8 protein-coding genes are annotated in these 12,517 nt (G+C 57.4%); 3 read left to right on the forward strand and 5 right to left on the reverse strand.

Features of this window, described 5'->3' with window-relative positions; translation table 11 throughout:
• Positions 1–49: 49 nt before the first annotated feature.
• On the forward strand, positions 50–1,294 hold the full coding sequence (locus F3J19_RS03770) for an acyl-CoA dehydrogenase family protein (protein WP_167037805.1): 1,245 nt from the start codon (positions 50–52) through the stop codon (positions 1,292–1,294).
• 647 nt (positions 1,295–1,941) lie between these two features.
• Here F3J19_RS03770 and F3J19_RS03775 read toward each other — a convergent pair.
• The 4 genes from F3J19_RS03775 to F3J19_RS03790 form a co-directional block, all read right to left on the reverse strand.
• Positions 1,942–3,765, reverse strand: a complete 1,824-nt coding sequence (locus F3J19_RS03775; RefSeq protein ID WP_167037808.1) for an acyl-CoA dehydrogenase — start codon at positions 3,763–3,765, stop codon at positions 1,942–1,944.
• Positions 3,766–4,213: 448 nt separating this feature from the next.
• Complete coding sequence (locus F3J19_RS03780) at positions 4,214–5,146, reverse strand: SDR family NAD(P)-dependent oxidoreductase (RefSeq protein WP_167037811.1); 933 nt, start codon at positions 5,144–5,146, stop codon at positions 4,214–4,216.
• 256 nt (positions 5,147–5,402) lie between these two features.
• Positions 5,403–6,662 (reverse strand): TetR family transcriptional regulator, encoded by a 1,260-nt coding sequence (locus F3J19_RS03785; protein WP_167037814.1) that lies wholly within the window; start codon positions 6,660–6,662, stop codon positions 5,403–5,405.
• A gap of 424 nt (positions 6,663–7,086) precedes the next feature.
• Complete coding sequence (locus F3J19_RS03790; RefSeq protein WP_167037817.1) at positions 7,087–7,254, reverse strand: hypothetical protein; 168 nt, start codon at positions 7,252–7,254, stop codon at positions 7,087–7,089.
• Positions 7,255–7,409: 155 nt separating this feature from the next.
• On the opposite strand from F3J19_RS03790, the gene F3J19_RS03795 reads away from it, so the two are divergent.
• Together F3J19_RS03795 and pntB are read left to right on the forward strand one after the other, a co-directional pair.
• The gene (locus F3J19_RS03795) at positions 7,410–9,026 is read left to right on the forward strand and encodes a Re/Si-specific NAD(P)(+) transhydrogenase subunit alpha (protein ID WP_167037820.1); all 1,617 of its coding nucleotides are present in this window, start codon (positions 7,410–7,412) and stop codon (positions 9,024–9,026) included.
• A 13-nt stretch (positions 9,027–9,039) separates the two neighbouring features.
• Positions 9,040–10,452, forward strand: coding sequence for a Re/Si-specific NAD(P)(+) transhydrogenase subunit beta (gene pntB, locus F3J19_RS03800; RefSeq protein WP_167037824.1), 1,413 nt, complete (start codon positions 9,040–9,042; stop codon positions 10,450–10,452).
• 213 nt (positions 10,453–10,665) lie between these two features.
• Here the strand turns inward: pntB and F3J19_RS03805 are convergent, their stop codons facing one another.
• Positions 10,666–12,105: a TetR/AcrR family transcriptional regulator gene (locus F3J19_RS03805; protein WP_167037827.1), complete on the reverse strand. Its 1,440-nt coding sequence runs from the start codon at positions 12,103–12,105 to the stop codon at positions 10,666–10,668.
• Positions 12,106–12,517 lie beyond the last annotated feature (412 nt).

Consider the following 12,517-nt stretch of genomic DNA (forward strand, 5'->3'; position numbering starts at 1 on the left):
GCATGCGCCAACATGTCGGCGACATTCACCTGGATTCAGGAAGGACGAAATGTATTTCTCATATAGCCCGAAAGTCGAAGCGCTGCGTGAGCAGGTGCGTGCGTTCATGGACACGCATATCGTGCCACGCATCCATCAGTGGCATGAAGAGGTGAACGCAGGGCAATATCCGGTTTCCTTCATGGAAACGTTGAAGGCACAGGCGCGTGCGGAGGGTCTCTGGAATCTGTTCCTGCCGCATCTGAAGAATGACGAGCCGGGCACCCGCCTGACCAATCTCGAGTACGCACCGCTGGCCGAGATCATGGGGCGCGTGTCGTGGGCGTCCGAGGTGTTCAACTGCAATGCGCCGGACACGGGCAACATGGAACTGCTCCATATGTTCGCGACGCCCGTTCAGCGCGAGCAGTGGCTCAAGCCGCTGCTCGATGGCGAGATCCGCTCGGCGTTCGCGATGACGGAGCCAGCGGTGGCTTCGTCGGACGCGACCAATATCACCACGTCGATTCGCCGCGACGGCGACGACTACGTGATCGACGGCCGGAAATGGTTCATCACGAACGCGGCGCATCCGAATTGCCAGTTGTTTATCGTGATGGGAAAAACTGACCTGGACGCACCGAGCCACGCCCAGCAAAGCATGATTCTCGTGCCGCGCGATACGCCGGGGGTCAAGGTGATCCGCAATATCACGGTGGTCAACCACACGGCGCCGGAAGGTCACTGCGAGATCGAGTTCAAAGGCGTGCGCCTACCTCGCACGAATCTGTTCGGCGAAGAGGGCAGCGGTTTCGCGCTCGCTCAGGCGCGGCTTGGGCCGGGCCGCATTCACCATTGCATGCGGTCAATCGGTGCCGCCGAACTGGCCCTCGAACTGATGATCGAACGAGCCCAGGCGCGCACGGCATTCGGCAAGAAGCTGCACGAGCTTGGATCGGTCGCGGAAGGGATCGCGAAATCGCGCATCGAAATTGATCAGGCGCGCCTGTTCGTGCTGAAAACCGCGTGGATGATCGACAACGTGGGTGCCAAGGCGGCGCGCAAGGAAATCTCGATGATCAAGGCGCTGGTACCGGGCGTGCACGCCGCCGTTTGCGAGCGGGCGATTCAGGTATTCGGTGCGATGGGGCTGAGTCCGGATACGCCGCTGGCGGACAGCTGGACCTGGGCCCGTGCATTGCGGTTAGCTGATGGTCCGGATGAGGTGCATCTGCAGAGCATTGCACGCATGGAAATCAAGGCCCAACGTTATGAATCTGGCCGCGACAATCCCTACCTGACGACGGTGAAGTAGAACGTTCTCACGAGTCAGTGCTGACTGCATCACACACGGATCAACGCGAAGACTTGTCATCGCTAGCCGATTCAATCAGCACGGACCGCGATTCTTCCGAAGGTTTCGTGACGAGCCCGCTTTAAAAGAAATCTATCAAGCTGGACACGGAGTAGCCGGGAGACCAGAGCCGCCCCGGCTCGCCTCAAATGAGGAATTGCCATACCTGTCGATTGCGCGACCAGGGGCAGTAAGTGTGAGATGCCCGCAAGGAAGACCACGCTGCAAAGAGGTCGCGCACGGCGCCATCGAAGACCATGGAATCGATCTGCCCCGGAACCGACTGCCAATGTCATCGATGACGCACTCAGTATGACGGACGAGACGTTTTTCTGGCCGCCGGCGATGACAACTTCCATACCGTCACACATTATCTGTCTGGCGCCGATTCGATAACGGACTCTTCGATACGATCGGTTTCGGTTTCAGCTCGCTAGAAAACATACCGAATTGCGTGGTCAGGGAAGATGGGGGAGCGTGTTGCGTTGAATGCTCCACGGTAAGCTTTGCCGATCGGCCGGCGAGCGATAGAAACGATGACAGCGTTAATCATGCGCTATCCCTCGGGAAAAATTGGCTGGCTATGAAATGGCATCGAACCCTATTGTTTAGAACCACTGCTCTGGCATGTTCAGAGGGGTTGTCTCTAATGGATTAAGCACTGCAAGCCACCCAGCCACTTTGGGCATTTCCCATCCGAAGAAGTAGTCGCAGGCAGCAAGCTTGCCGCGATGAAAGTCAGCGCCGGTCGGGCCACTCTCGAGAGTTTTTGCAACAATTGCTTGATCGAGCCAAAGCCAGCCGACGACGACATGGCCAAAGGCCTCCAGGTAGGCGGCCGCATTTGCCAGTTGGAGTTCGGGGTCATCGAGCCGGTGCAATTTACTGGTTACGGTGCGGATTCGCTCCCACGCATATTCGAGTGTGCAGGCGTGACGATGCAGCGAGGCGGTCACTCGCGATCTGGACACCGTACTGGAGACTTTCCTGTCGAGAGCTGCCATAGCCGCATTTCCGTTCATACGTGTCTTTCGGCCAAGCAGGTCGAGCGCCTGAATGCCGAACGTGCCTTCGTGTATCGGATTGAGTCGGTTGTCACGATAGAACTGCTCGACGTTGTACTCTCGCGTGTAGCCATAACCGCCGTGAACCTGGATGGCAAGATCGTTGGCGACGAGACCCCATTGGGACGACCAACTCTTGACAACTGGGGTGAGCAGATCGAGTAGGCACTGCGCCTCTTCGCGGATGTTGGCGTCGTCAATCGAATGAATATCGTCACTAAGGCGAGCCGCATACAGACACAACGCGAGCGCCCCGGACACGTAAGCCTTCTGCGCTAGCAACATGCGCCGTACGTCGGCATGGCGAATGATGGGAGCTTGGGGAGACGTTGGCGATCGGTCGCTACGTGTCCGTCCCTGAAGGCGCGTTTTCGCATAATCCAAGGCGTGCAGGTAACCCGTATAGCCAATCGCTGCAGCGCTGAGGCCGACGGAGATGCGCGCCTCGTTCATCATGTGGAACATGTAAGCAAGCCCTTTTCCGGGCTCGCCAACGATTTCACCAACCGCACCAATCTCGCCTTCTGGGCGAAAGCGACCTTCGCCGAAATTCAGCACGCAGTTCACGGTGCCGCGATAACCCATCTTGTGATTGATTCCGGCGAGTACGACATCATTTCGCTCGCTGGGCAGTCCATCGAGGCCAATCAATTTACGCGGAACGGTGAAGAGCGATATGCCTTGAACCCCTGGAGGCAGCTGGCCGTCCTCATTGGGAATTTTGGCCAGAACCAGGTGGACGATGTTCTCGGAAATCTCGTGATCTCCACCAGAGATCCACATTTTGTTCCCGAACAGACGATAGCGACCGTTGCCAACTGGGACTGCACGCGTCCGAATATCGGCAAGACTCGATCCTGCCTGTGGCTCCGATAAGCACATTGTGCCAAAGCAACGGCCTTCCGACATGGCTTTGACATACGGCTCCACCCGCTCCCGCTCACCATGTGCAATGAGCAAATTTGCATTGGCAATGGTGAGAAATGGGTAGCCTGCAGTTCCCGGATTCGCGGCTAGCAAATAGGCCATGCCGGCTCGCTCTACGATGCTCGGCAAGCTCATGCCGTTCCACTCCGTGGGAAACGCGGCACTGACTAGTCCGGCGTCTGCAAATGCACGCAATGCGACACCAACCTCTGGATTGATGGTTACTCGTTCTCCATCAAATGAAGGCTCGTTGCTGTCGTTCTTTTTGTTGTGGGGCGCGAAAAGGTCGGCGGCGAGAGATTGGTAGACGTCCAGCACGGATGTGTAGTCGAATCGATCCTGACCAGAATAACGAGGGCGACGAACAAGCGAGTCGACTTGCAACCAGTCAAAAATGATGAATTCCAGGTCGCGGCGGGAGAGGATGAGTTCGCTGGTCATAGGAAACGGGTCGATGAATTTTTCGCCACTTTCAGGTGTGTCGTGAGATATGAAAATAATTAGGAATACATATTAATAAAATCATGCCGATGAATCCCGAAAATTTCACTAAATGTTACTTGTTGATCGGTATCAACCACTTCGTGATAAGTGCGGGCTTGCGATAAGCCTCGATTTCCGCAACGACACCTATTGTCAGCCGAATGCTCGTGACATTTTTCTCCACGACCTACTTCAACATAAATCGGCCACAAACTAATCACCGGTTACATCGGCAAATGCATTGATCGAAAATTGATCAATAGGGATCCATTCGGACACGCCTAGCTCTTCGTTGACTAGCGCCGATAGCTGGGATTGTGTGCGTGGAACGCCCGCATTGTGTCGAATTTCCGTCGTGTGGTCGTCCAGATTGCCGTCGGACCCGTTTAATGCCGTACTGGACTCGTCACGCATGAGAATTGGCCGTGGCGCTTGAAGCAGTGATGCGAGCCTTCTTTAATTCGAGATCGCCTTGGGCAACACCAGACGTCGGAACAGTCTCGCCGTTTCTGTTTGTCACTTCGTCGAGACGTTGAGCAAGCTGGTGAGGCACTTGTTCACCCGTCCCAAGATGGATACCGGAAGTCAATGTGATGTGTGCCGCCTCGAAGCTTCCCGCGCCGGCGCACAATACCATTCGGTTGGGTGCTTCTTCGCTCACAAGTGCTGCCACCGCGGGGCTAACAGAAGTGGGCGACAGGGTGTCGAGGACATCCGCGGACATTAGACCCTCAAGCATGCGTGTACCAGCTGTTGGAGCAAGGCAGTTCACCCGAATATTGTGCCGCTCACCTTCGATTGCCAGTGTCTGCATCAGGCCAACTAACGCCATCTTTGCAGTACCGTAGTTCGATTGCCCAAAATTGCCATACAGCCCAGATGACGATGTGGTCATCACGATGCGCCCATACTGTTGTTCTCGCATGACGTCCCATACTGCCTTGGTGCAATTCACTGATCCCATCAAGTGAACTTCGATCACCGCACGGAAATCATCGAGGGTCATCTTGCTAAAGCTCTTATCTCGCAGGATGCCGGCATTGTTTACCAGAATGTCGACATGGCCCCAGCGTGAAAGAGCTTGATCCACCATTTGCTGAACCTGTCCAGAATCGGTAACCGATGCACTGTTCGCAATCGCTTCACCACCAGCGGCTTCGATTTCGTCAACGACTCTTTCCGCGGTCGTCGCGGATTCGCCTCTACCGTTTACGTCGCTACCCAGATCATTAACCACGACCTTTGCCCCTAGCCGCGCAAGCAGCAGGGCATGTTCACGCCCGAGACCTGCGCCAGCTCCGGTCACAATCGCAACTCGATTTGTCAGATCTATTTTCATGGATCGCCTCCTTAGTAGTTTTGTCGTGGCCTGCGGACGTACCTTAGAGTTAAAGGTGCAGTACATGATGGACGACAGCACCGCAAATATTCACCCTGCTGCGAGGTGGTCATGACGACTTGGTCTCGCGATTTGCACTACAAAAGCAGACGTTTGTACAGATATGACGCGTGGCAATCTTCGAGATGACTCGGAATTTAGCCAGCGATTGTGGTCATCTTAGGATGCGAGATAAATTGAGTCAATTGTTTTTCGATCACTTGTACTGATTTTTTGTGGCGGGCGATTTAGCGTATCCTAGCTCGTCAAACGCCATCATGAACTCGAGTCGAAGGTCGCTCAGGGCTACGACGTCCGCGCCAGTTGCCAGCAAGCGAACTTGCATGCCGGTGAAGAGGCTGGCAATCAGGAGTCCATTTGCTGTCGAAGCGTTGTCATTGAACTTGGTGAGCAGTCGATGCCACGCCCGACTCCGGTCGCTGACCCACTGACCGACCATTGGTCTGAGCGCTGGTTGTCGCGCGGCTTCCACTTCGACTGCGAGCGTTGCCAGGTTGAATTCGCTGAACTGCGTAACCTCCCTTGTGAGCACAGCAGTAGTCAGGTCGGCAATTTGGTCGAGCGATGCGGAAGCCAGATCAGTTCCGTTTGCACTTTCACGGTAACGCGTCTTCGCAGCTTCATAGAGATGTTCGCGTGCTGCGTCGATCAGAGTGCTGACGGGTTTGAAGTAGTAGGGCGGAACTGCCGGTGCGACACCCGCTTTCAAGGCTACGGAACGCCCCGTCACGGCCCCGGCACCGTGAGTAGCCATCAGTTGGATGGCCGCATTTAGCAAATGTTCGCGGGTTTCTCGTCCCTTGCTGTGTTTGGTGGACTCCTTCGATGTGGTGGGCCGATCAAGCAACTGTGCTGGGCCTGGTATATCCAGGCCGGCTGAGATGCAGGCTGAAACCTCATCCGGGGTTAAGCCGAGCGACAGGATGATAAACAGCAAGCCAATGGTCTGGTCGATTGTTACCTGAACCGCACGTGGCTCTATGTCTGCTCCGAGAAGTGAGGCTATATCGGTCCAAATTTCTCTAAGCTTGGCATACCAGACTGTCGCGAGCGTGCGGGTGCTGTGGTTGCGGGCGGAAATGAGCATAATTTCGCACCAGGCAATCGAACGCAATCGGTCTCGTCCGGCTGCGTTGCGTAACAGGTTGGCAATAAACTGATTGAAGGTCGGGCGGCCAGAGGCGAGCCCTGCCTGCTGTGATGCGAAGCTCCGAAAACGCGTCATGTAATCCTCAAGGAGCACTGAAGATGCATGCTCAAGTAGATCGAATTTCGACGCATAGTGGTACGTCGTGGCTGCGAGCGAGACCTCTGCCCTCGCTGCGACATCGCGATGTGTTAGCCCGGCCTCGCCGATTTCGCCCAGCAGTTGAATAGCCGCGTGTGCGATTCGGTCCCGTGTCACCTGGGAGCGGTGTTGCTTAGGCTGTCGTGCAGATTCCGTTTTAGGAAGCATGTGGAGCGATTTCCAATTTCGCAGATATGCCATTTTGCCAAAAAACCTGGGACGATGAAGCTGTGATGCGGTGACGTGAGAGGTGTTTCCTCTGTCGACATTCAGGTCGCAGCACCTGCGTGTGAGGTTGGTCTGGCGTCGAGTTTAGCGGCTTGGTATCAAATTCGTCCTGTTCTAATGGTCGCTCTCTAACCGTTCTCGCCGATGTACGCGAGGCTCACTGGGCCGTCGTATCCCTGCAGGGAATTCATGAATTGAATACCACTCGATTCAAAAGATTAATTTCATGAAGACTCTGACACTTGATATGCTTGGCGAGCCTGATCTGGTTAGAAAGGACACCAGATATTCCTCAGAGAGAGCGGGGCATCGCAATGAACCTGCTTGATCTGACGAGGGGGGGCGCGCTTGTGGCTGCGTTAAGTCACAGAATCTGAGAGGAAGGCACGAAGCTGCCCGCAAAGCAGAGGGTGTGCGTGATCGTGTCGAATTGCAAGTCCGCCGCAGCGTGCGGCGAGGCCGAGGAACTGGCCTGCCGCGTCGCCTGGAGAAGGGCGTCGCCAGAACGTTCGAGTGCATTCGGGGCGGGCATGGGCGTTTCGACATCCTTGTCAGCAACGCGGCTGCGAATTAGTGGTGGGCCTGCTCATCTGTACCCAGATAGGTCGGCTTTAGTCACTCCTGAGTTTGGTAACTTGAAACGCGGGTCGGAAATCCTTGCGACGGCCACTACTGGTAGTTCACGATATGACATTACGGATTGGAGTTCCTCTCGAGACAACCAGCCAGGAGCGACGCGTAGCGACCGTCCCTGACGTGGTCGAGAAGCTGATCAAGCTGGGTTTTTCGGTGACCGTGCAAAGCGGCGCAGGCGCAGACGCGAACTTTAGCGATGACGACTACCGCGCTGCCGGTGCCGAGGTGGTGACTTCATCCGCCGAGCTTTGGGGGCGCAGCGAAATCGTTTTCAAGGTCCGCCCCCCGAGCAACGAGGAAGTGGCTCTGATGCGCGACGGCGGCATGCTGATCGGCTTTGTCTGGCCGGCCCAGAACCCAGAGCTGATGCAGCAATTGGCCTCCAGGCGGGCCACGGTGCTTGCCATCGATTCGCTGCCGCGGACGCTGTCGCGCGCGCAGAAGATGGACGCGCTCACGTCGATGGCTGGCGTGAGTGGCTACCGTGCCGTCATTGAGGCGGCGAATGCGTTCGGCCGCTATTTCAGCGCCCAGATCACGGCTGCGGGCAAGGTGCCTCCCGCCAAGGTCTTCATCGCCGGCGCTGGTGTGGCGGGTCTCGCGGCGATTGGCACGGCCGTGGGCCTGGGCGCGATCGTGCGCGCCAATGACACGCGCGCCGAGGTGGCCGACCAGGTCAAATCGCTAGGCGGTGAATTCGTCAAGGTCGACTACGAGGAGGAGGGTTCGGGCGGCGGTGGCTATGCCAAGGTGATGAGCGAGGGCTTCCAGCAGGCGCAACGCGCGATGTACGCGCAGCAGGCCAAAGACGCGGACATCATCATCACCACTGCGCTGATTCCCGGCAAGCCGGCGCCGAAGCTCATCACGGCCGAGATGGTGCAGTCGATGAAGTCGGGAAGCGTGATCGTCGACATGGCGGCCGAGCAGGGCGGCAACTGCGAGCTCACGGTGCCAGGCGAGGCAGTGGTGCGCCACGGCGTGACCATCGTCGGCTACACGGATCTCGCGTCGCGTCTAGCGAGGCAGTCGTCTACGCTGTATGCGACTAACCTGCTGCGCGTGGTCGAGGAGCTGTGCAAGACCAAGGACGGCACGATCAATGTCGACTTCGAAGATGACGCGATCCGGGGACTCACGGTCATCAAGGAAGGCAGCGTTACCTGGCCGCCTCCGCCGATCAAGCAGGTGGTCGCCGCACCTAAATCTCAGACTCCTCCACTCGCGGTGGCCGCGGCGAAAGGCCACGGCCACGGCCACGGCAGCGGCAGCGGCAGCGGCAGCGGCGAACCGATGTCGGCCAAAGCGCTCGCCGTCGTGTTCGGCCTCGGTGCACTAGCTTTCCTGCTGGTTGGCCAGTTTGCGCCGGCCACGTTCCTGTCGCACTTCACGGTTTTCGTGCTGGCGTGCTTCGTCGGCTACATGGTGATCTGGAACGTCACGCCGTCACTTCACACGCCGCTGATGAGCGTGACCAACGCGATCTCGTCGATTATCGCGATCGGTGCGCTGGTGCAGGTTGCGCCGCCGTTAGACGGGGCCGCGGTGGGCGGCCGGCCCTCCGGGCTGATCCTGGGCCTCGCAGTGGGCGCGCTGACGCTCACGGCCGTCAACATGTTCGGCGGTTTCGCGGTGACGCGGCGCATGCTGGCAATGTTCCGCAAATAAGGGGGCAACAACGATGACTTCCAATTTGACTAGCGTCTCCTACATCGGCGCGGCCATTCTCTTCATCCTCAGCCTTGGCGGGTTGGCCAATCCCGAAACCGCGCGCCGCGGCAACCTGCTCGGCATGATCGGCATGGTCATCGCCGTGCTGGCAACCGTACTCGGTCCACGCGTGTCGGCCGAGGGCACTCCGTACGTCGTCGCCGCGCTGGTCGTCGGGGGTACCGTCGGTCTCTTCGCCGCGAAGAAGGTGCAGATGACGCAGATGCCCGAACTGGTTGCGCTGATGCACAGTCTGGTCGGCCTGGCGGCCTGCCTAGTGGGCTTTGCCAGCTACATCGATACTTCGGTGCAGTTTATCGGCGCAGAGAAGGCCATCCACGAAGTGGAAATCTACGTCGGTATTCTGATTGGCGCCGTGACTTTCGCGGGCTCGGTCATTGCGTTCGGCAAGCTCTCAGGCAAGATCGGCGGCAAGCCGCTGCTGCTCCCGGCACGGCACTGGCTCAACCTGGCTGCGCTACTGGTGGTAATCGTGTACGGTCGCGCGTTCCTTCATGCGGAGACCATTCAGGCCGGCATGATGCCGCTTGTTGTGATGACCGTGGTTTCGCTGCTGTTCGGCGTGCACATGGTGATGGCCATCGGCGGCGCCGACATGCCCGTGGTGGTGTCGATGCTCAACAGCTACTCGGGCTGGGCGGCGGCTGCCACTGGCTTCATGCTCAGCAACGACCTGCTGATCGTGATCGGCGCTCTGGTCGGCTCGTCGGGCGCGATTCTGTCCTACATCATGTGCCGGGCGATGAACCGCAATTTCATCAGCGTGATCGCCGGCGGCTTCGGTACCGGCAGCGGCGTGTCCGCACCGGCGGGCGGCGGCGCACAACCAGCCGGCGAAGTGGTGGCGGTGAGTGCAGTGGAGTCTGCTGAGATGCTGCGCGAAGCCCGGAGCGTCATCATCGTGCCCGGTTACGGGATGGCCGTGGCACAAGCCCAGCATACAGTGTATGAACTCACCAAACTGCTCCGCGAGAAAGGCGTCGACGTGCGCTTCGCGATCCATCCGGTGGCAGGTCGCATGCCGGGCCACATGAACGTGCTGTTGGCCGAAGCGAAGGTGCCCTACAACATCGTCCTGGAGATGGACGAGATCAACACTGATTTTCCCGAGGCCGACGTGTCGATGGTTATTGGCGCAAACGACATCGTGAACCCGGCAGCGCAGGACGACCCGGCCAGCCCCATTGCCGGCATGCCGGTGCTGGAGGTGTGGAAGGCCAAGACTTCAATTGTGATGAAGCGAAGCATGGCCTCAGGCTATGCCGGAGTGGACAACCCGCTCTTCTACAAGGAGAACAATCGCATGTTGTTCGGCGATGCGAAAACGATGTTGAGCGAGATCTTCGGGGCGCTGAAGGGATGACGAGGAGCCATGCTGGAGCAGGTGCGCGATCGACGCATACGCGTTGAAGCAGGCAAGCTCCAAATCCTTCCCGCCTCTGTGAACTGATCACAGACTTGATATGACATTTCGGCGCTGATCAGTGGCAAATCTGTGCATTGCTGAATCTTCCCAGCACGGTTTGCCGCCACGAGATCGACTGACGCGCAACAATCTGGTCAGGCGCAGCGAGTCTTACGCTGCCTCCTTCGCGGTAATGTTTCCGTGTGCGAGGCGAATCGTGATGGCTCTCATCAACGCGAAAACGCGGTCTACGTCCGGCGGCTGCTTTTCGGAACCGAACATCAAGATTATCGCCCCCTCCATTTGTGCAGCGATTAGTCTCGCGCGTGCATGGCATTCGCGTGCGGTGGCTGACGCGTCTATCTCGCGCACCAGATCGACATAGATCGCTCGATAGGCCGAGTACAGTCTTCTCAGAAGGTCAAGCGTGATGTCCGAGTGCTGGGCTAACGCTAACAATTCGAATTCGAATTGACAAATCCTTGGGTCACGTGCTTCTTCAAAAGCATCGTCGACGATTTCACGCAGCCGTTCCATCGCTGGTTTGCCGGTGGGCCTGCCCATATCTGCATAGCGGTCTAGATAGGCGTTTAAGAGTGCGGTAATGGTGGAACGAAGCAGATCGTCGTGCGTTGGAAAATAGTTTTTTAGCGCAGATCGCGGAATGCCGAGTTCCTCGGCCACCCGAGCCAGCGTGAAGTTCGCGTACCCTTCTGCCGCTAGAAGATTGGCGGCAGAAGAGACGATCTCGTTGATCTTCACCTCACGTCGTTTCCCCTGGACCGTGGGCCGGTAATAGGGGGTATCTTGTCCTGCTTGTCGCAAACTCAACTCGAACAATCCATGTTTGACGTGCTCTTCAGATCCCAGGATGCTGCTATGTGTGCTGCCCTTGCCGTGTGCCTGTTGTCTGGGTGAATCGTGGAACGGGACGCTGCCTTCCAGTTCCTGCTGCGGCAAACTCGTGATCATTTTCGCGACTCGTCTTGTCAAGCGAACGAATTCTGCAAAGTCCTTATCAGAGTCTTTTCCGAAATGATTGGCTATCACCAGTCCTGCCATCTGAACGACAAGAATGGACGCGCGCACCAGCCGCTGTTCGTTGGTTAGAGTTGGATGAATGTCTGATAGCAGTTTCGCGAAGCTACTCCGATATTGGGAATGCATCTCTTCAACGAGTTTTGCCGCATAAGGCTCATGCTGGGCGAAAGCCCAAAGTTCAAGCAGGAACTTTGGCATGTCCGTTTCGTTAATGTCGTGAAAAACACGATCTACCAGCTCGGAGCAACGCCGTGTCGGGCTAACGCCGGGCTGGTTTGCGATGGCCGTGTGGTCTTTCACTATTTGGTGCACGTATATTTCCAGCGCCGCGCGCAACAATTCCTCTTTCGTTCGAAAGTAGTATTGAAGGTTTCCCAATGTGATGCCTACGCGCGCCGCGACCCCGCGAGCCCCAAATCCCGCATAGCCATCCTCCTGAAACGCTTGCTGAGCCGCAAGAATGATCTGCGCAAGGCGTAGTTCCCGGTTGCCTCGCGTGACCGGCCCGGTGTCGGACCTTGCCCCCTCAGATTCGTGAAGCGTTTCTTCTTCTGGCGCCTTTCCGTGCACGTCGGTTCTCCTTAAAACTGACAGTAGCCTGTCGAGGATTATAGGTCGCTCCGGCGGCAGGAGGAAACACCATTATGAACTTGCACGGTTGATGCGCCCTTGCACCGAGGCTGCGGGTGACATCTGCACTAGCGTGACAACCACTGTGAAAGAGCAACCCTGGAAGAGGCGCCACGCATGGCGCTCGTCGTTCGGAGAGGATGTTCTGCGAGTTGGTGTTTTCCCTGCCATCGGGTTTCTTGAATGTAGGTCATTGCGGCGCTATGATTAGGTCAAAGAGGTGTATATAGTAGGTTGTGATGTCGCAAATATTGGCTCGCCGATTCATCTAACCATGCTGACCAGGTACAGGACCTTTGGCGAGATTGCGTCTGCGAGCCAGCCGACCGTGAGACTTATCCTGACAGTCCGC

Origin of the sequence: Burkholderia sp. Ax-1724 (genome assembly GCF_011752995.1) — a bacterium.
GTDB lineage: Bacteria > Pseudomonadota > Gammaproteobacteria > Burkholderiales > Burkholderiaceae > Paraburkholderia.

Bases quoted from the DNA above. Each gene is read 5' to 3' on its own strand.
- pntB (WP_167037824.1), top strand. From the start codon at position 9,040: ATGACTTCCAATTTGACTAGCGTCTCCTACATCGGCGCGGCCATTCTC.
- F3J19_RS03790 (WP_167037817.1), bottom strand. From the start codon at position 7,254: ATGCCCGCCCCGAATGCACTCGAACGTTCTGGCGACGCCCTTCTCCAG.
- F3J19_RS03795 (WP_167037820.1), top strand. From the start codon at position 7,410: ATGACATTACGGATTGGAGTTCCTCTCGAGACAACCAGCCAGGAGCGA.
- F3J19_RS03770 (WP_167037805.1), top strand. From the start codon at position 50: ATGTATTTCTCATATAGCCCGAAAGTCGAAGCGCTGCGTGAGCAGGTG.
- F3J19_RS03780 (WP_167037811.1), bottom strand. From the start codon at position 5,146: ATGAAAATAGATCTGACAAATCGAGTTGCGATTGTGACCGGAGCTGGC.
- F3J19_RS03775 (WP_167037808.1), bottom strand. From the start codon at position 3,765: ATGACCAGCGAACTCATCCTCTCCCGCCGCGACCTGGAATTCATCATT.
- F3J19_RS03785 (WP_167037814.1), bottom strand. From the start codon at position 6,662: ATGCTTCCTAAAACGGAATCTGCACGACAGCCTAAGCAACACCGCTCC.